Origin of the sequence: Stenotrophomonas sp. YIM B06876, assembly GCF_030711595.1 — a bacterium.
Lineage (GTDB): Bacteria > Pseudomonadota > Gammaproteobacteria > Xanthomonadales > Xanthomonadaceae > Stenotrophomonas.
This window is the reverse complement of the sequence record NZ_JAUJUJ010000002.1, coordinates 105941-124237: the sequence shown is the minus strand read 5'-3', so window position 1 is coordinate 124237 and position 18297 is coordinate 105941. Positions and strand designations below refer to the sequence as shown.

The window sequence follows — 18297 nt, the reverse complement described above, 5'->3', positions numbered from 1 at the left end:
ATACTGCGGCCGCACGCGGGGGGTGATACGGCGCCGTGAAGGACGCGCTGACATATCCCGTGGGGGTCGCTTGCCGGCGAGAGCCGCCGGCGCGACGGCAGGAGATGGCCGCTGCCCGGGCCGCGGCCGGCAGGGCGATGGCAATCGCGGGAGCCCGTCAATATACTGTCCCCCAGTACAGGATGTGGGGGCGGGTCGATGCCGCATTCGCCGGAAGAAAAGAAGAAGGTGCTGGCACGGGTCAAGCGCATCCGCGGCCAGTGCGATGCGCTGGAACGGGCGCTGGAAGCCGGCGCCGACTGTCACCCGGTGCTGCAGCAGATCGCCGCCATCCGTGGCGCGGTCAACGGGCTGATGTCCGAGGTGATGGAGGCGCATCTGCGCGAGGAGTTCGGCCAGCCGGCCCAGTCCGAAGTCCAGCGTGCCCAGCGCGTTGCCGAGATGGCCAGCCTGATCCGTTCCTATCTGAAATAACCCCTACCCATGATCCGGCGGTGGCCTCCACTGTCGAATTTGAACCCCTGCAGGAGAATTCCATGAAATCACGTGCCGCCGTCGCCTTTGGTCCCGGCCAGCCGCTGGAGATTGTCGAGATCGATGTCGCTCCGCCCAAAGCCGGCGAGGTGCTGGTCAGGATCACCCACACCGGGGTCTGCCATACCGATGCGTTCACCCTGTCCGGCGACGATCCGGAAGGCATCTTCCCGGCGGTGCTCGGCCATGAGGGCGCCGGCATCGTGGTTGAAGTGGGCGAGGGCGTGACCAGCGTCCAGCCGGGCGATCACGTGATTCCGCTGTACACCGCCGAGTGCGGCGAATGCCTGTTCTGCAAGTCGGGCAAGACCAACCTGTGCGTGGCCGTGCGCGCCACCCAAGGCAAGGGAGTCATGCCCGATGGCACCACCCGCTTCTCCTACAACGGCGAGCCGATCTACCACTACATGGGCTGCTCGACCTTCAGCGAGTTCACCGTGGTGGCCGAGGTGTCGCTGGCCAAGGTCAACCCGGACGCCAACCCGGAGCACGTGTGCCTGCTCGGCTGCGGCGTCACCACCGGCATCGGCGCGGTGCACAACACCGCCAAGGTGGCCGAGGGCGACAGCGTGGCGGTGTTCGGCCTGGGCGGGATTGGACTTGCGGTGATCCAGGGCGCACGCCAGGCCAAGGCCGGCCGCATCATCGCCATCGACACCAACCCGTCCAAGTTCGAGCTGGCCAGGCAGTTTGGTGCCACCGACTGCGTCAACCCGAAGGATTTTGACAAGCCGATCCAGCAGGTGATCGTGGAGATGACCGGCTGGGGCGTGGACCACAGCTTCGAGTGCATCGGCAACGTCCACGTGATGCGGGCGGCGCTGGAATGCGCCCACCGCGGCTGGGGCCAGAGCGTGATCATCGGCGTGGCCGGTGCCGGCCAGGAGATCTCCACCCGTCCGTTCCAGCTGGTCACCGGCCGCAAGTGGATGGGTACCGCGTTTGGCGGGGTCAAGGGCCGCAGCCAGCTGCCGGGCATGGTCGAGGACGCGATGAAGGGCGATATCGAGCTGGCGCCGTTCGTCACCCACACCATGGAACTGGACAAGATCAACGAGGCGTTCGAGCTGATGCACGAAGGCAAGTCGATCCGTTCGGTGATCCACTACTGAGATGACTGCGATGTTCAATAAAGAAGGATTGGCCGCGGCACTGGCGGGTATGGATGACAGCCCGGAAGCGCGTGAGGCGATCGAGCGGCTGCAGGCGTCGGACCTGGCGAAGATCGACCAGTTGATCCTGGCGTCGCTGGACCGGACCTGGAAGAAGGCCGGCTTCGTTACCGCAGGGGTGCTGATCGCCGCGCCCGACGAGTACGAGGACCTCCCCGAGGCGTATTACGCTTCGCGTATCTGCACGCTGGCCGAGGCGTCGCGTATCGAAGTGAAGGGCGATCTGGAGGCGTTGAAGACCTGCCAGATCCGCCTTTCATCTGCATCGGGAGCGGATTGAGATGACGAGCGAACGGATCGAACACCGCGCCTGTTTCGGCGGCTGGCAGGATGTCTACCGGCACGAGTCGAAAGTGCTGGGCTGTGACATGACCGTGGGCGTGTACTACCCGCCGCAGGCCGAACAGGGCCCGTGCCCGGTGCTGTACTGGCTCAGCGGCCTGACCTGCACCGAGCAGAATTTCATCACCAAGGCCGGCGCGCAGCGTTATGCGGCCGAGCACGGCATCATCCTGGTCGCGCCCGATACCAGCCCGCGCGGTGACGACGTCGCCGATGCCGACAGCTACGACCTCGGCAAGGGCGCCGGCTTCTACCTCAATGCCACCGAGCAGCCTTGGGCCACGCATTACCGCATGTACGACTACATCACCGAGGAGCTGCCGGCGTGGGTGGAAGCCGATCCGGCGGCCAGCGATGTGCGTGCGATCAGTGGCCATTCGATGGGCGGGCACGGTGCGTTGACCATCGCGCTGAAGAATCCCGGCCGCTACCGCAGTGTGTCGGCGTTCTCGCCGATCGTGGCGCCGGCGCAGGTGCCGTGGGGCGAAAAGGCGTTCGCCGCCTATCTGGGCCAGGACCGTGCGGCATGGCAGCGGTACGACGCCACCGCGCTGGTGGCCATGGCCGCGGAAAAGCTGCCGTTGCTGGTCGATCAGGGCGGCGCCGACGAGTTCCTCGAAAGCCAGCTCAAGCCGCACCTGCTGCAGGCCGCATGCGAGGCCGCCGGCCATCCGCTGCAGCTGCGCATGCAGCCCGGTTACGACCACAGCTACTATTTCATCGCCAGCTTCATCGGCGATCACATCGCCCATCACGCCGCGGCAATGCGCGGCTGATCCGGCAGGGTCGCTCAACGGGCGCGGGGCTTGTCCGGCTCGCGCCAGTCGTTGCGAGTGACGTCAACGCCGTGTTCCTTGGCTGCCGCCACAATGCGTTTCCAGGCGTGGTCACGCTCGGTGTCGCTCACTTCCTTCACCTGGTCGAAGCGTGCGATGGCGTTGCGTACGTGCGCGGCATCATGGATCGGCAGCTTTTGCTGCTGCGGGAAAGCGAAGTCGGCGGCGGGCAGGCGGTTGCGGTGTCGGGTGTCCAGTTCGCCCATGGTCAATTCCTCCGGCAGGGGGAGGGGCAGCGTGCACGTGCGCACGCAAGGCCGGTGTCAACCCGGCATGAAATCGGTGTAGGCATAGCGCCCGTCACGCAGCACGGTTTCGCCGCGCACCAGCGTGAGCGCTTTGTCGAACATCGGGCCGGCGCTGACGCAGGTGTGGAACTCGCCGTGCTCGCCACAGGCATCCACTTGGCCGGGCAAGCGCTCCAGCAGCCGGTGATTGAACTCCTCGCCGGCAAAGCTGGCATCAAGCTGCTGCGTATCCACGCAGCACAGTTGCGCGCGCAGGCCCTGGTCGATCATCTGCCGCGCCAGCGCAGCGGTGTTCTGGCCAAACAGCGGGAACAGGCAGGCCCAGCCCATCTGCGCGTACTGCTGCTCGCGCCAGCTGCGGATATCGGCCAGCAGCAGGTCACCAAACGCAACCGTGGCCAGGTGCGGCCAGCGCTCCCGCGCCTCGCCCAGCGTCTGCGCGGTCCGCTGCAGGTAAACCGCGTTGTCGCAGGCCTGCGGAATCCACGAGCACACCAACGGCAGCCCGGCCGCCTCGGCCTGGGCCTGCAGTACGGCCTGGCGGACGCCCTGCATGGACGCGCGCCCGTAGTCTTCGGTCAGCGTGCTGAACAATGCGACGACCTCGATGCCAGCATCCTGGCGCAACGCGTGCAGTGCCCATGCCGCGTCCTTGCCGCCGCTCCATGACAGCATGACGAGTTGCCGTGCTGTCATTTCAGCGCACGTTGCGCAGTTCCCAGTGGTTGCCGGCCAGCAGCCGCATCCGCTGCTTGAAGATCTCGCCGGGAATACTGGTGATGGCGACCAGGTTGATGCGCAGGTCCGCCTGCTCGCCGGTCACGGTTGCCGCCGGGTCGGTCGCCCCCATCTCCGGATTGACATCGTCCGGATCACTCTGGCGGTCGCGCCAGCGTTCGAACAGCGACGTGGTACGCAGCGCCTGCTGCAACTGCGCGGCGAATTCGTCCGCGCCGTTGGCGGTGAATGACAGGTCCAGGTCATTGCCGCGGGCCTTGGATGGATCGGGAAGGGAAATCGAATATTGCACGGACATGGGGATCCTCCTGGACAGGCAGACAGGGTAGTACCGGGGATGTCGGCAAGCCGTCATCAATTTCCGGGGCGATCACTCAGCCATTGAAGGAGTGCGGGCCATCGGCGAAGCCCAGGGTCACCGCGCCTTTGCCGACGTTGACCATGCCGGTCAGGCTCATCACGCTTTCGAAAACCTCCACCGCGTGCGCCGCGCAGACCTCGCGCAGCTCCCGGTAGCCGGGCAGGGCGCGCAGATCGGCCAGCTCGCCGCCGTAGCTCAGGCACAACGTCGGCGTCATCAGCCCGCTGCGCACGCGCTGGCCGGCGAAATCGAACAGCCGTTTCACCGCGTTGTCGAAGCCCTTGATCTTGGCCACCGGCGCGGTGTTGCCGCGATAGCCATGCAGCACCGGTTTGATGTCCAGCGCGCTGCCGAGGGTGGCGCTGAGCAGGCCGACACTGCGGTCGCCCTTGTGGCGGGCGCGGGCACGCATGTAATACAGGTCGCGCGTGATCATGTAGCCGTGCACGTTGCTGGCCAGTTCTTCCAGGCGCTCGCGGATTCGCTGCACGCTGGCGCCGCTGTCGCGCAGGCGCACCGCCTCCACCGCGGTGACCGCCTGGGCGGCGAACAGGTTCTGGGTATCCAGCACACGCAGGGCGAACGGGGAATTGTGCCCGGCCGCCTGCCGCACCGGCTTGTAATCGTTGAGGATGGCGAAGCTGGCCTGCATCGCGTTGTCGTGGATCGGGCTGCGGGTCTTGGTGATCGTCATGCAGAACACATGGTCGTAATCGATCACCAGCTTGCCGAGGAACAGGTCGCGGATCTGATTGACGCTGAAAGGAATGGTTTCAGCCTCTGCGCCATGGTCGGCCACATGCGTGTGCAGGAAGTTCAGTGTGGCCTCTTCGTCGCGGTGGTCGGCAAGCACGGCGTCGCCGATCCGCACCGTGATCGGCAGCAGCACGATGCTGTGCTGGCGGATGAAATCCTGCGGCAGGTCGCAGGCTGAATCGACAACAATTCCGATGCGCATTAAAGCCCCCTGTGCTGACGTGATTCCAATATGCGAACCGTATCGCAAAACGGAGGCGGACATGCGCCCCGGTGCCGGCCATCAGGCGCTCGTTCCAGCAGCCGCCCGTCGGCACCGCCGGGTGCCGGCCGGCAACGGCCGGGCGCGCGATTGCCACTTCCCGCCAAAGTTGCAGGGTGTGCATCGGTTCCGGCATCACGCCGTGGGCGTCGCAACGCCAGTAGCAGGCACCGCCGCCCGACAGGATCGGCCTGCCGAAGCCGCCAGCAGGGCGGATACGGCGTGGCACGCAAGGGCACCTGGCTCGCGAGCGCGGCGAGAGTGGCTTGGGGGCCGACAATGCCGGGCAGGGTCGCCGTGTTGGCGGACAGCTGCAGGGCTGTTTTCCCCGCAGCGGTATGCATGCCGGCATCCGGGCGCTTAAGCTACCGCGGCGAAACGGCGGCAGACGCTGTCGTTGTGGTTTGACGAATTGAAAGTATGTGCGGTGACAGCCGCCAGGCGGTACAGGGGAAGTACGGATGGAAACGGCAGGTTCGGTGGTGGAGTTCTGGCAGGCGGCAGGGCCGCGGCGCTGGTTCGTGCGCGATGACGCGTTCGATGCCGCGTTCCGCCAGCGGTTCCTCGAAATGCATTACCTCGCCGCCCGCCGTGGGTGCGAGGAGTGGCTGGCCAGTTCCGAAGGTGCGCTGGCGTTGTTGATCCTGCTTGACCAGTTTCCGCGCAACTGTTTCCGCGACACCGCCCACGCCTATGCCACCGATGGGCTGGCGCGGCACTACGCCATGCGCGCGATCGAGGAAGGGCTGGACCGGGCGCTCACCCCGCAGCTGCGCGCCTTCATCTACCTGCCGTTCGAGCACTCCGAAGATCCGCAGGACCAGGAGCGTTCGGTGGCGATGTTCGAGGTGCTGGGCGATCTGGAATATCTGAAGTTCGCCGAGCTGCATCGCGACATCATCCGCCGTTTCGGCCGCTTTCCGCATCGCAATGCGGTGCTGGGGCGGATGCCGACCCCGGAAGAACTGCATTATCTGGCCGAGGGCGGCTTTGCCGCTTGAGCGCCGCGCGTAGAGCAGCCAGCCGGTTGCCGGCACTGCCCCGGAATATTCCGCCGCCGGCATGACGCCGGCTTGATGCCGAAGAGAATTGCGGACAGAAAAACGCCGGCGTGCGCCGGCGTCTTGTCTGCAGCCCGACTCTGGAACTCAGTACTTCGGCACGCCGTTGTCCACTTCGTCCGACCACGCGTCGATGCCGCCGACCACGTTGTGCACGCGGGTGAAGCCGAGCGAACGGAAATGTTCGGCCGCCTGGGCGCTGCGCCCACCGCGGTGGCACAGGAACGCCAGCGCGGTGTCCTTGGGCAGGGCCTCGAGCCTGGCGCGGTTGTCGCCATCCAGGGTTTCAAACGGGGCGTTGATCGCGGCGATCGCACGCTCGTCGGCCGGGCGCACGTCCACCAGGGTCAGGCGGCCGGCGCGCAGCTGGTCGTCGGCTTCGCGCACGCTCAGGTCCTTGACCGGCTTGGGGGCGTTCGGATTGTCGATCGCCAGACCCTTGCCGCGGATGTCCTCGACCCAGTCGATGGTGATGCCATTGGCGCGGCGCGCGCTGGCCGGGTCGAACTGCACGCGCAGGCCATTGGATTCGGCGGCAATGGCGTTGTCGTCATGCGGGGCCAGCTGGAAGTTCGGCTGGAACTGGGCGTCGATGCCCAGCTGCAGTGCGGCACCGGGCGCGTCGGCCAGCGCGCCCTTGAGCATTTCCACGGCGGCCGGGGTCACCGTGATCGACGGCGGGGTGCGGTCCGGCGCGGCCACGCCCAGCAGCGTGCTGAGCTCGCCGCTGTTGGCCATCTGCAGGATGATGTCGCTGCCGCCGACCAGTTCGCCATCCACATACAGCTGCGGAATGGTCGGCCAGTCGCCATAGGCCTTGATGCCTTCGCGGATTTCCGCATCGGCCAGTACGTTGACGTGGGCGAAGTCCACGCCCAGGTCGGTCAGCGCGCCGACTGCCTTGGCCGAAAAACCGCACTGCGGCATGGTGGGCTGGCCCTTCATGAACAGCACGACGCGGTTGGCGCCAAGAAGGGATTCGATGCGTGAACGCAGGGCAGGATCCAGGGACATCGTGTACTCGTAAAAGTGGTCGAAGACACAGGGGATTCTACGCTGCATGGCATCATGGGACATGACCGCCACGCAAACCCTGCATCGCATCCCCGCCCGCCCGTGGCGCTGGCTGGCGTGGCTGGCGCTGTCGCAGGCACTGGTGGCGCTGCTGTGGTGGCAGCTGGGCTGGAAAACCGGAGTGCCGCTGATGCTGGCCAGCCACGTCCTGTTCGTGCTGCCGGTGTTCCTGCCCAACAGCCGTTTCTATGCGCCGGTGCTGAGCCGTCTGCCGCACGGCGATGACCGCGTCTGGCTGACGATTGACGATGGCCCGTCCGACGACACCCGGCCGATGCTGGATCTGCTGGAGCGCTACGACGCCTGCGCCACTTTTTTCGTGGTCGGTGAGCGCGCAGCGGCACGGCCCGAACTGGTGCGCGAGGTGCTCCAGCGCGGCCACAGCCTCGGCAACCACAGCCATTCGCATCCACAGGCGCGCTTCTGGGCGCTGGGGCCGGCGCAGCTGGCGCGTGAAATCGGCCAGTGCCAGCACGCGCTGGCGCAGATCACCGGGGCCGCGCCGCGCTGGTACCGCTCGGTGGTCGGCATGACCAATCCGTTCGTGGCCGCGGTGTTGCAGCGGCATGGGCTGACCCGGGTCGGCTGGAGCGCGCGCGGCTTCGATGGCGTCGATTGCCAGCCGCAGGCGGTGGTCGAACGCATTGCCGCCGATCTTGCTCCCGGCGCCATTGTGTTGCTGCACGAGGGCGCCGCCCATGGCCACAATCTGGTCATCCTGGAGGCGGTGCTGCAGCAATTGCAGACGCGCGGGCTGCGCGCGCAAGCGCCGGGCTGAGCGGCGCGGTCAGCCCCGCCAGCAGCGCGCCCGCCGGAAAAACCGGTGTCAACGTGGCAGGCATCCATCCGAAGCCGGAACTTTCTACCGCTGTCTGCGCATAACCCCCGGCAATTCCAGGGAAGTCCGCGGTCATCCGCGCAGGCAGGTGGTCGAACTAGGGCAGGCCGGCCACCAGGGGGCGACTCCTGCTCGCGCCCGTTGCCGGTAGCGGTCTGCAGCACGTCGGCCACCATTCAACGCCCTGTATCCAGGCCTGGACAGGTCGCTGCAGGCACAGGCCGCTGAAGTAGCGGCCGGCCCGCATCGGCCAGCGCGCGGGCGGATATTGCCGCATCGTGGATGAGGACTAGACTTGTCTGCCCCGACCGGCCGCCTGCCGGCCGTTCCTGCCGTCGCCGGCGTCCCGATCCGAGTTTCCATGCCCTTTTCCCATCTTGGTCTGTCGCCGTATCTCCTGCCCGCCTTGCAGCGGGCGCTGCAGGAACAGGGCTACGTGCAGCCGACACCGGTCCAGCAGCGCGCGGTGCCGGTGATCGTGCAGGGCCGCGACGTGATCGCGATGGCGCCGACCGGCTCCGGCAAGACGGCTGCGTTCGTGGTGCCGTTGCTGCAGCAGTTCATCACCCGCGAATCCGGCGCTGCCCGGGCGGTGCCGCAGCTGGTGCTGGTGCCCACCCGGGAACTGGCGCTGCAGGTGGCGGAAACCTTCACCGCGCTGGCGGCGCATCTGCCGCGGCGGCCGAAGGTGGTGGTGGCGGTGGGCGGGGTCTCGATCAACCCGCAGATGATGGAATTGCGCGGCGGCGCCGACGTGCTCGTGGCCACGCCGGGGCGGTTGCTGGATCTGCTGTCCCACAACGCGCTGTCATTGAAACAGCTGGCCACGCTGGTGCTGGACGAGGCCGACCGGCTGCTGGATCTGGGCTTTGGCGAGGAACTGGCGCAGATCCTGCTGAAGGTGCCGGCAAAGCGGCAGACGCTGCTGTTTTCGGCGACCTTCCCGCCGGCCATCGCCCGGCTGGCGGCGGCCGGGCTGCGCGATCCGCAGCGCATCGAGATCGATTCCCATGCGGAGCAGCCGGAGATCACCCAGCGGGCGATCCGGGTCGACAGCGGGCGCCGGACCCAGCTGCTGGCCCATCTGCTGCGGCAACAGGGCTGGCCGCGCGCGCTGGTATTTGTCGGCAGCCGCCACGGCAGTGAAGTGGTGGCCGACAAACTGGCCAAGGCGGGCGTGTCTGCCGCCGCGCTGCATGGCGATCTGTCCAACGGCCGCCGCCTGCGCGTGTTGCAGTCGTTCCGCACCGGCGAGGTGCAGGTGCTGGTGGCCACCGATGTGGCCGCGCGCGGTATCGATATTGTGCAGCTGCCGGTGGTGGTCAATTACGACCTGCCGCGTTCGCCGGCCGATTACACCCATCGCATCGGCCGCACCGGGCGTGCCGGCGAGTCGGGGTTGGCGGTCAGTTTTGTCAGCGCCGACACCGAGGCGCACCTGCGCCTGATCGAGAAACGCCAGCAGTTGCAGATTGAACGCGAGCAGGTGCCCGGCTTCGAACCGCAGGACGTTGCCGCACCGGCAGCGGTGGCCGATGGCAATGGCGGTATCAAGGGCCGCCGTCCCAGCAAGAAGGATCGCCTGCGGGCGGCGGCCGCCGCCGGCACACCACCCGCGAAGTGACGCGGGCGGTGGCGGGACCTCAGTCTTCCAGGATTTCGTCGTCGGCCGCGGGCACCGGCTTGGGCGTGCGCTTGCCCGGCTTGCGCAGCACTTCGACGAAGAACTGGTCATTGCCGGCGGTCACCAGCGTATCGACCGAGCGGATCAGCTCGGCAAACGGCACGCTGACGGCGCCGGCCTCGTCCACGCCGGACTTGCTGTCGAAATCCCAGAAGTCGGCGCCGGCCGGCAATTCCTTGCCGCGCTCGCGTTTCACATACTTGCGGATGTCGTGTTTGGCTGCTTCCACAAGGCGGTCGCGGTTCTTGCCTTCGATGTTGAGCTGGTAAGTCTTTCTCACGGGATGTCCTGAGGGGGGCTGCGCACGAAGCGCGAAGGGCCGGCGGCTGGCCGGCCGGAAAACGGGGGCGGAATGTCGGCGCCGTGGCGCGATTATCGGTGCAAACGGATCCCGGTGCCGCCGCGGCGCTCAACGCCGCTGGGCGACGATCAGCCAGTTGTTGAACGGGGTGTTGCCGTACAGCGGGGCGAGACCGGTGCTCAGGCCGGCGCCGTGCAGCTGTTCACGCAGTTCGGCGGCGCGTGGATAGTGCCGTGGCTGTGGGCCCATCCAGCCGACCAGGTGCGCCAGCAGATCGGTGAGGCGGGTGGTGCGGTCGCGCGCGCTGCGGTCGGCCAAGGGGGTGCGGATCACCAGCCGCCCGCCCGCCGGCAGCATCGCCATCACCCCGGCCAGCAGCTGGCGCTGGGCCTGGGCGGGCAGATAGTGCAGCACGTCCAGCAACGCGACGCTGCCGCGGTGTTCGGGCAACCCGGCGGCCAGATCATGCGCAGTGAAAGCCACGCCGTGCAGACCGGCGCGGCGGCTGGCACGGGTGGCGCTCTCCAGTTTGCCGGGGTCGATATCCACCCCGTGGTAGGGCTGTTGCTGGTTGTCGCCGCGCAAGGTGTGGGCCAGCAGCCCCAGGCCACAGCCCAGATCCAGCAGCGGGTGCAGGTCGCCGCGAAGCGCGTCCAGCACCCCCGGATACAACGGGTCACTGGCCAGCTTGCCGCGGGTATAGAAGTAGTTGCGGCGGTTGCCCAGCCGCGTTTGCGGCAGGAACGCGCGCGCGATCGCCCGGGCCTGGGCGGTGTCCAGCACGCGCGGGTTCACCGCGTTCAGGGCGCCGCCGTGGCAGCTGCCGTCAGCAAGTGCCGGGCCGGCGCCAACGCGGCCCGGGTCCAGCGCGCATACATCGCGGCAGACGGATGCAGGCCGTCCTCCACCAGCATTTCCGCTTCACTGCCGCGGTCGCGGCTGATGCCGGTGATATCGACGAAGGCGACGTGCCGCTGCTCGCAGCAGGCGCGGGCGGTGGCGTTGAACGCATCCAGCTCGCTGGCGATGGTGGCGGCAGCGCGCGCCTGCGCGGCGGCAAACGGGGTCACCCCCCAATCCGGGATCGACAGCACCAGCACCCGCCGCGGATTGCCGCCGGCCAGGGCGATCGCGCGTTGCAGCAGCAGTTCGAACTGTTCGCGGTAGTCGTCCAGTGCGCGGCCGCGGTACTGGTTGTTGACCCCGATCAGCAGGCTGACCAGATCAAACGGCCCCTGCGGTGCTCCGGCCTCGATACCGGCCAGCAGTTCGTCGGTGGTCCAGCCGGTGGTGGCGATGATCTGCGGATCGGCCAGGCCGATGCCACGGTTACGCAGGGCCGAGGCCAGTTGTACCGGCCAGCGGCCGCTGCCGGTGACGCCCTCGCCAATCGTGTAGGAATCACCCAGTGCCAGATAGCGCAGCACCGGTGGCGGAGGAAGGGCGTTGTCAGGCAGGGTCATGGGCGCTCAGGCCACCGCGCTGCGCGAGGTGATCGGCACCACTTTGGTGTTCGCCTCGGCGCGCCGGGCCAGCACCCGCTCGATGCGGCCGAACACCTCGGCCATCACTTCCGGCTCGGGCAGCAGGGTGACGCGGAAGTGGTGGCGGTAGGGCACGTTGAAGCTGGCACCGGGCACCACCAGCACCCCTTCCTCGTTCATCAGTTCCAGCGCGAAATCGTGGTCGTCGAAACCGCGGGCCGCCGCACCGACCACCGCCGGGAACGCGTACAGCGCGCCGGCCGGGGCCACCAGCGCCAGATGCTCGCTGGCGTTGCAGGCGTCGATCACTGCGCGCCGGGTTTCATACAGGCGTCCACCGGGTGCGCACAGCGGCGAGATCGTGTCCGGCCCGTTCACCGCCGCGTCGATGGCGTACTGGCCGGGCACGTTGGCGCACAGCCGCAGCGCGCTGAGCAGGTCCAGCGCCGCACGGAATTCGCCCAGCCGTCCGGCCGCGCCGGACAGCAGCGCCCAGCCCACGCGCCAGCCGCAGGCACGGTGCACCTTGCTCAGGCCGCTGAAGGTCAGGCACGGATGCGCGCCGGCCAGCGGCGCGACCGGCTGGAACACCGCATCGTCGTACAGGATCTGGTCGTAGATCTCATCGACCAGCAGCAGCAGGTTGTGCCTGGCGGCGATGGCGACGATGCGTTCAAGCAACTCGCGCGGATAGCTGGCGCCGCTGGGGTTGTTCGGATTGATCAGCACGATGGCGCGGGTGCGCGAGGACACCAGTGCCTCGATCTCGACCGGATCGGGCTGGAAGCCGTTTTCCGGGGCGCAGCGGTAATACACCGGGCGGCCGTCGTTGAGGATGGTGGCCGCCGACCACAGCGGGTAGTCGGGCGAAGGCACCAGCACTTCATCGCCGGGATTGAGCAGGGCGCGCAATGACAGATCGATCAGTTCGGACACGCCATTGCCGATGAATACCCGCTCCGGATGCGCATCCGGTGCGCCGCGCCGGGCGTAGGCGGCCGCGATCGCTTCGCGTGCCACCGGCAGGCCCTGCTGGTGGGTATAGGGATCGGTGCGGCCCATGTCGTCGGCGATCGCGCGCTGCAGGTGCTCGGGCGCGCGGAAGCCGAAGTTGCCGGGGTTGCCGATGTTGAGCTTGATCAGGCTGCGGCCCTGCGCCTCCAGCTCCCGCGCCCGCCGCGCCAGTTCGCCCCGGATCTCGTAGCGGACTTCAGACAGGCGCTCGCGGGTGGCGAGCGGCTTCAGCGGCGGAGTCGACATTGCAGGGCCATCCGGAGGCATGGAAGCTGGATGTTAGCGGAATTGCTGCGCTGCGGGGCCAGCCGGCGGCGCGAGTAAATGCAGTCACCGCAGGGCCTGCGGGGGCAGCCCGCAGCGGCCGCTGCGGACGTACGGGCCGCCACCCTCTAGAATTGGCCGATGACCGATTCCCCCGATTTCACCGCACTGCGCACCATCGGCTGGCCATGGCCCGGAACTCCCGAAGAGCCGGCGTGGCGGCAGGCCTTCGCCGACCATCCCCATGCGCGTCCGGCCCGGGTGATCGAACAGCACCGCACCGGCTACATCGTCGCCGACGCCCCCGAGGCGGCGATCAAGACCGAATCGCCGCCGGAATGGCAGCGCCCGCGGTTCCCCAGCCACGAGCGTGCGGCGGTCGGCGACTGGGTGCTGCTGGAGGGCATCAAGATCGTCGCGTTGCTGCCGCGGCGTACCGCGATCAAGCGCGGCGCGGCCGGCGAGCATTACCACCAGCAGGTGATCGCGGCCAATATCGATACGGTGTTCATCGTCTGCGGGCTGGATGCGGACTTCAATCCGCGCCGGATCGAGCGGTACCTGATGCTGGTCGGCGGCGGTGGCGCCGCGCCGGTGGTGGTGCTGACCAAGGCCGACCAGACCGAATACAGCGCCGATGCGCTGGCGGTGCTGGAAGAACTGGCGGCGCAGGACATCCCGTTGCTGGCGATCAACGGCAAGGACCCGGCCAGCGCCGCAGGCTTGCTGCCCTGGCTGGGTGCCGGGCGCACGGTGGTGCTGGTCGGCTCGTCCGGGGCTGGCAAGTCGACCTTGACCAACACCCTGCTCGGCTACGAGCGGATGAAGACGGCCGATGTCCGCGAGAATGATTCGCGTGGCCGCCACACCACCACCCACCGCGCATTGATCCCGCTGCCTGCCGGGGCCTGCCTGATCGATACCCCGGGCATGCGCGAACTCAAGCCCACCGGTGAGGAAGTGCTTGGCGAGGGCGGGTTTGCCGATGTCGAGGCGCTGGCCGCGCAGTGCCGCTTCCGCGACTGCGCGCACGAGCAGGAGCCGGGCTGCATGGTGCAGGCGGCAATCGGGCGCGGCGATCTGGAGGAAAGCCGGCTGCTGAACTATCTGAAGCTGCGCGAGGAAGTGGCGGCCGCGGCGGCCAAGCTGGCGGTGCGCCAGGCGCAGCAGGCCCAGGAACGCAAGCACGTCGGCCGCGGCGCGCAGTGGCGTCCGGGTGGCAAGGGCGGGCGCCGCTGAGGCCGGGCCTGACCATGGCCGCGCCTGTAGTGGTTGCCGGGAGCCTGCGGTGACGCGTGCCGCCGCCGGTGATCCGGCCATCGCCCACCATGCCGCGCTGGATGCGCGGCTGGTCGACGCGGTGCGCGGCCTGCGCCTGCTGACGCTGACCAGCTGGCCGGCCTCGACCCAGGCGCCGTTTCTGCGCAGCGTGGCGCGCGGCAATCCACAGCTGCCGCAGGTGGCCTATCCGAAGCATGATTTCAGCGATGCGCGGCGCGCGCTGGCGGCCATCGCCCGGGCGGCCGATCCGGCGCATCCGTTGGGCGTGTATCTGCGCGAGTCGGTGCACAGCTGGGATCTGGCGGCCGGCCTGCTGGAATCGCTGGGCACGCGCGCGGTGGATGGCTATTCGGCGCAGCTGTTCGGCAGCCCGCAACAGCCGATGCCGGGCAACGGCCCCAGTGCACGCGAGGCGGCCGGTCACTTCATCCAGATCGCGCAGGAGCTGGACCACGAATTGCTGGCGCCGGAAGAGCAGGTACCGGTGTCGGCCGCCGCCTTGCAGCTGCAGTTGCAGGGCGATCTGGACGAGTTCTTCGACGCGCGCGTGATCCGCGTGGAACTGGACCCGCAGCTGATTGCCAAGGCCGCCGCAGGCGCCACCCGTCTGCGTCTGCGCACCAGCGCCCGCTTCAGTGCCTACGATCGCGCCCAGCTGTTCCAGCACGAGGCACTGGTGCATTCGCTGACCTCGCTCAACGGCCGCGAGCAGACGCTGCTGCCCAGCCTGGCGCTGGCCTCGCCGCGCATCACCGCGACCCAGGAAGGGCTGGCGACATTTGCCGAACAGATCACCGGCAGCATCGATATCCAGCGGCTCAAGCGCATCAGCCTGCGCATCGAGGCGATTGCGATGGCGCGCGCGGGCGCCGATTTCATCGAGGTATTCAACTATTTCGACCAGGCCGGGCAGATTCCTGAAGAGAGTTTTTCCTCGGCCCAGCGCGTGTTCCGTGGGGTGCCGGTGACCGGTGGCGGCGCCTTCACCAAGGACACCGTGTATCTGCGCGGGCTGGTGTCGGTGCATACGTTCTTCCGGCAGATGTTGCGCGACGAGCAACTGCAGACCTGCCGCTGGCTGTTCGCCGGCAAGATGACGCTGGATGATGCGCAGGCGCTGGCGCCCTTGTTCGAAGCCGGCGTGCTGGCGCCACCGCGCTGGCTGCCACCGTGGGTCAGCCGCGCCAACGGCCTTGCCGGCGCCCTGGCGTTCTCGCTGTTCGCCAACCGCATCCGCATGGACCAGATATTGCGCTGACCCGCGCGTGCCGTCCTGCACGCGGGTGCGACAGGCGTGCGCGCCGGCGCGGCAGCTAGGGCGAGGCGGTCGCCAGTGCCAGGGCGCGCTCGCCGCTGCCCATCGCCAATGTCCAGCCGAGCATGCCGTGGCCGATATTGCAGACCAGGCCATCGGCCACGCGCGCGATCACCGGCGCCGACCACGGCGTCACCGGACGCAGCCCGGCCCAGCGGCTTTCGATGCGCGCGTAGTCCACCGCGTCGGGCAGGGACTGGCGCGCGGCCGCAATCAGGTTGGCCATGCGCGCCGGGTCCGGCTGCGGGTCCCAATGGTTGAGGTCGGCCAGCCCGGCCACGCGCATGCGCCCGCCCAGCCGGCAGAACACCAGCTTGCGCGAGGTGTCGGTGAGGCTGGCGCTGGGTGCATCGGTGCCGCACGGCGCGGTGAACGAATAGCCTTTCACCGCCATCAGCGGAATCCGCACGCCGAGCGGGCGCAGCAGCGCGGCGCTGTCGATGCCGGCGCACAGCACCAGCCGCCGGGTGCATACCGCTTCACCGGCACGCGGCTGCAATTGCCAGCCCTCGCCGTGGCGCTGCAACTGCTGCAGATCGAAGCCGAAACGCGCATGCACGGCATAGTCGCGGCGCAGGATGTCCAGCAGCGCGGTACTGAAGCGGAACGGATCGCCGGCTTCTTCCTGCGGCGAATACACCGCCCCGGCGAGGTCCGCCGCCTGCCCCAACGCCGGTTCCACGGCGCGCGCTTGATCGGCATCGAGCAGGCGCTGCTCCACGCCATACGGGCGCTTGAGCGCGATCATCGCCGCCGCGCCCTGCAGGCTCGCGGCGTCATGGTAGAGGTGCAGCTTGCCGCTGGCGGCGTGGTCGAACTCGATGGGATGGCGCTGCAGCAGCGCCTGCATCGCGCTGCGCGATTCCAGGGCCAGTTCCAGCGTGGCCAGGGTGTTGGCGCGCAGGCGCGGTGCGGTGGCCTGGCGCAGGAATGCCAGACCCCAGCGCCAGAACTCCGGGTCGGCCGACCAGCGGGTATTGAAGGTGCCGGCGCGGCCCAGCAGCATGCCGGGCAACTGCTTCCACAGCCCCGGTCCGGCCATGGCATCGGTGTAGGCGTAGCTGAGCTGGGCCCCGTTGGCGAAGGACGTGCCCAGCGCCGGCCCGGCGGCGCGGTCCAGCAGCAGCACCGACATGCCGCGGCGTGCGGCGGCATAGGCGGTGGCGATGCCGACGACCCCGGCGCCGAGGATGGTGAGATCGACCGGGGCGAGGGGGGCGTCGGGACAGGACATGCAGGGTCCAAAAGGGGAAAGGGCGGCGCGGGCGCCGGTGGCCGTGGCCGCCGTGGGGCGGTGACCGGCGGCCGCCGCCAGCGTGTTGCAGTGCGGAATGCTCGCGCGCGGCGGCGCCGGAGTCCATCGTGTGGGCTGCCGCGGTTCACCGCAGAACCGCGGCACCGCCTTCAGGCCGGCCAGAAATTGAGGAAGCCGGTGATGATCAGGGCGTTGATGAAGTCGATGAAGAACGCGCCCACCAGCGGCGCCACCAGGAACGCACGTGGCGCCATGCCGTAGCGCTGCACCAGCCGCCGCATCACTGCCATCGCATTGGCGGTGGTGCCGAGCATGAAGCCGATGAAGCCGCCGCCCATGACCGCCGCGTCGTAGTCGCGGCCCATGAGGTAGAAGATCGGCACCGCGAACAGCGCCACCGCCGCCACCTGGATGACCAGGTTGACCAGCAGCGGAATGCCCATGCCGGCCAATTCCCACAGCTTGAGGTCCATCAGCGCCACCGCCAGGAACAGCGCCAGGCAGATATTGCCGATCAGGTCGGTGGTGGGTACCGACAGCTTGATCAGGCCGGTGTAGTCGTCGACGTTGCGGATCACCGCGCCGACCAGCATCGCGCCGATATAGGCCGGCAGGGTCAGCCCGAGGGCGCCGAAACCCTGGCTCACCCACGCCCCCACCCACATCGCCCCCAGCAGCACCACGATGCTCTTGAGTGAATCGAATTCGCGCGCCGATTCGTTCGGAAAGCGGACGATGATCGATTCGTCCGGCGGCGCCTCGCCGTCGCCGCCACCGGCCGGCGTGCGGACCTTGAGCCGCTGCAGCAGCACGGTGATCACCGGCCCGCCAAACACGCCGCCGCAGATGATCCCTGCCATGGCCGCGGTGATGGCCAGGGTTTCGGCACCGTGCAGCCCGGCTTTTTCAAACAGCGGCGCGAACGCCATGCCCGTGGCCGGTCCGCCGGTCAGCGTGGCCGACCCGGCCAGCACGCCAAACATCGGATGCAGTCCGAACGTCTTGGCCACCCCGATGCCAATCAGGTTCTGCAATACCGCAAACAGCGAGGCGATGATCAGGAATGTCAGTACCTGCCGACCACTGATGCGCAGCAGGCGGACGCTGGCGTTGATGCCCAAAGTGGTGAAGAAGGCGATCATCAGCGGCACCTTCAGGCTGGTATCGAGCTCGAACAGGGTGGTGTCGCGGCTATGGGCCCACCACACCAGCAGCGCCACCAGCAGGCCGCCGACCACCGGTTCGGGCAGGTTGTAGCGGCGCAACACCGGAATCATCCGGCACAGCGCATAACCGGCGAACAGGGTCAGGCCACCGAACGCGACGGTCTGCACGGCATCAAGCTGGATCATCAATCTTCACCTGGAAACTTTCAGGGGCGGACTATGCCCGTTCCGGTCGGGCCAACGCAAAAGCCGATAGTCAGGAGGCTGCCTCCGTGCACAGGCGCGCGCGGCGATCGGAGCGGACCCGGGCG

At 68.3% G+C, this 18297-nt stretch carries 20 protein-coding genes; 9 read left to right on the top strand and 11 right to left on the bottom strand.

What is annotated here, in order from left to right; genetic code table 11:
• Positions 1 to 198: 198 nt before the first annotated feature.
• The 4 genes from frmR to fghA all read left to right on the top strand — a co-directional run bounded on the left by frmR (position 199) and on the right by fghA (position 2824).
• Positions 199 to 474, top strand: coding sequence for a formaldehyde-responsive transcriptional repressor FrmR (gene frmR, locus QZH66_RS01715; protein WP_305804217.1), 276 nt, complete (start codon positions 199 to 201; stop codon positions 472 to 474).
• 62 nt (positions 475 to 536) lie between these two features.
• Positions 537 to 1646: an S-(hydroxymethyl)glutathione dehydrogenase/class III alcohol dehydrogenase gene (locus tag QZH66_RS01710; protein WP_305804216.1), complete on the top strand. Its 1110-nt coding sequence runs from the start codon at positions 537 to 539 to the stop codon at positions 1644 to 1646.
• A 1-nt stretch (position 1647) separates the two neighbouring features.
• Complete coding sequence (locus tag QZH66_RS01705; RefSeq protein WP_305804215.1) at positions 1648 to 1986, top strand: DUF3658 domain-containing protein; 339 nt, start codon at positions 1648 to 1650, stop codon at positions 1984 to 1986.
• A gap of 1 nt (position 1987) precedes the next feature.
• Positions 1988 to 2824 (top strand): S-formylglutathione hydrolase, encoded by an 837-nt coding sequence (fghA, locus tag QZH66_RS01700; RefSeq protein ID WP_305804214.1) that lies wholly within the window; start codon positions 1988 to 1990, stop codon positions 2822 to 2824.
• A 14-nt stretch (positions 2825 to 2838) separates the two neighbouring features.
• Here fghA and QZH66_RS01695 read toward each other — a convergent pair whose 3' ends face one another.
• From QZH66_RS01695 to QZH66_RS01680, 4 genes are all read right to left on the bottom strand, one after another.
• Positions 2839 to 3090 (bottom strand): DUF6582 domain-containing protein, encoded by a 252-nt coding sequence (locus tag QZH66_RS01695; protein WP_305804213.1) that lies wholly within the window; start codon positions 3088 to 3090, stop codon positions 2839 to 2841.
• A gap of 57 nt (positions 3091 to 3147) precedes the next feature.
• Positions 3148 to 3828 carry an ATP-binding protein gene (locus QZH66_RS01690; protein ID WP_305804212.1) on the bottom strand — a complete coding sequence of 227 codons (681 nt, stop codon included), beginning with the start codon at positions 3826 to 3828 and terminating at the stop codon, positions 3148 to 3150.
• Between the two features lies 1 nt (position 3829).
• Positions 3830 to 4168 (bottom strand): hypothetical protein, encoded by a 339-nt coding sequence (locus tag QZH66_RS01685; RefSeq protein ID WP_305804211.1) that lies wholly within the window; start codon positions 4166 to 4168, stop codon positions 3830 to 3832.
• 76 nt (positions 4169 to 4244) lie between these two features.
• Positions 4245 to 5189 carry a DegV family protein gene (locus tag QZH66_RS01680; protein WP_305804210.1) on the bottom strand — a complete coding sequence of 315 codons (945 nt, stop codon included), beginning with the start codon at positions 5187 to 5189 and terminating at the stop codon, positions 4245 to 4247.
• A 521-nt stretch (positions 5190 to 5710) separates the two neighbouring features.
• Here QZH66_RS01680 and QZH66_RS01675 point away from each other — a divergent pair.
• Positions 5711 to 6250 carry a DUF924 family protein gene (locus tag QZH66_RS01675; RefSeq protein ID WP_305804209.1) on the top strand — a complete coding sequence of 180 codons (540 nt, stop codon included), beginning with the start codon at positions 5711 to 5713 and terminating at the stop codon, positions 6248 to 6250.
• 147 nt (positions 6251 to 6397) lie between these two features.
• Here QZH66_RS01675 and grxD read toward each other — a convergent pair whose 3' ends face one another.
• Positions 6398 to 7324, bottom strand: coding sequence for a Grx4 family monothiol glutaredoxin (grxD, locus tag QZH66_RS01670; RefSeq protein WP_305804208.1), 927 nt, complete (start codon positions 7322 to 7324; stop codon positions 6398 to 6400).
• 61 nt (positions 7325 to 7385) lie between these two features.
• Between grxD and QZH66_RS01665 the strand changes: the two genes are divergently transcribed.
• Both QZH66_RS01665 and QZH66_RS01660 read left to right on the top strand, forming a co-directional pair.
• Positions 7386 to 8162 (top strand): polysaccharide deacetylase family protein, encoded by a 777-nt coding sequence (locus QZH66_RS01665; protein WP_305804207.1) that lies wholly within the window; start codon positions 7386 to 7388, stop codon positions 8160 to 8162.
• 421 nt (positions 8163 to 8583) lie between these two features.
• Positions 8584 to 9846: a DEAD/DEAH box helicase gene (locus QZH66_RS01660; RefSeq protein WP_305804206.1), complete on the top strand. Its 1263-nt coding sequence runs from the start codon at positions 8584 to 8586 to the stop codon at positions 9844 to 9846.
• 19 nt (positions 9847 to 9865) lie between these two features.
• On the opposite strand, the gene QZH66_RS01655 is transcribed toward QZH66_RS01660, so the two are convergent.
• The 4 genes from QZH66_RS01655 to QZH66_RS01640 all read right to left on the bottom strand — a co-directional run bounded on the left by QZH66_RS01655 (position 9866) and on the right by QZH66_RS01640 (position 12951).
• Positions 9866 to 10186 carry a DUF6172 family protein gene (locus tag QZH66_RS01655; protein ID WP_305804205.1) on the bottom strand — a complete coding sequence of 107 codons (321 nt, stop codon included), beginning with the start codon at positions 10184 to 10186 and terminating at the stop codon, positions 9866 to 9868.
• Positions 10187 to 10315: 129 nt separating this feature from the next.
• Complete coding sequence (locus QZH66_RS01650; protein WP_305804308.1) at positions 10316 to 10987, bottom strand: methyltransferase; 672 nt, start codon at positions 10985 to 10987, stop codon at positions 10316 to 10318.
• Positions 10988 to 11007: 20 nt separating this feature from the next.
• Positions 11008 to 11670: an SGNH/GDSL hydrolase family protein gene (locus tag QZH66_RS01645; protein WP_305804204.1), complete on the bottom strand. Its 663-nt coding sequence runs from the start codon at positions 11668 to 11670 to the stop codon at positions 11008 to 11010.
• 6 nt (positions 11671 to 11676) lie between these two features.
• A complete protein-coding gene (locus tag QZH66_RS01640) occupies positions 11677 to 12951 on the bottom strand; it encodes a pyridoxal phosphate-dependent aminotransferase (protein WP_305804203.1) in 1275 nt (424 codons plus the stop codon).
• A 159-nt stretch (positions 12952 to 13110) separates the two neighbouring features.
• On the opposite strand from QZH66_RS01640, the gene rsgA reads away from it, so the two are divergent.
• Both rsgA and QZH66_RS01630 read left to right on the top strand, forming a co-directional pair.
• Complete coding sequence (gene rsgA / locus QZH66_RS01635; protein WP_305804202.1) at positions 13111 to 14208, top strand: ribosome small subunit-dependent GTPase A; 1098 nt, start codon at positions 13111 to 13113, stop codon at positions 14206 to 14208.
• A 49-nt stretch (positions 14209 to 14257) separates the two neighbouring features.
• Entirely contained in the window at positions 14258 to 15508 is a 1251-nt protein-coding gene (locus tag QZH66_RS01630; RefSeq protein WP_305804201.1) for a flavohemoglobin expression-modulating QEGLA motif protein, read from the top strand.
• 55 nt (positions 15509 to 15563) lie between these two features.
• Here the strand turns inward: QZH66_RS01630 and QZH66_RS01625 are convergent, their stop codons facing one another.
• Together QZH66_RS01625 and gltS are read right to left on the bottom strand one after the other, a co-directional pair.
• On the bottom strand, positions 15564 to 16799 hold the full coding sequence (locus QZH66_RS01625; RefSeq protein ID WP_305804200.1) for an FAD-dependent oxidoreductase: 1236 nt from the start codon (positions 16797 to 16799) through the stop codon (positions 15564 to 15566).
• 170 nt (positions 16800 to 16969) lie between these two features.
• Entirely contained in the window at positions 16970 to 18172 is a 1203-nt protein-coding gene (gltS, locus tag QZH66_RS01620; RefSeq protein WP_305804199.1) for a sodium/glutamate symporter, read from the bottom strand.
• Positions 18173 to 18297: the final 125 nt, after the last annotated feature.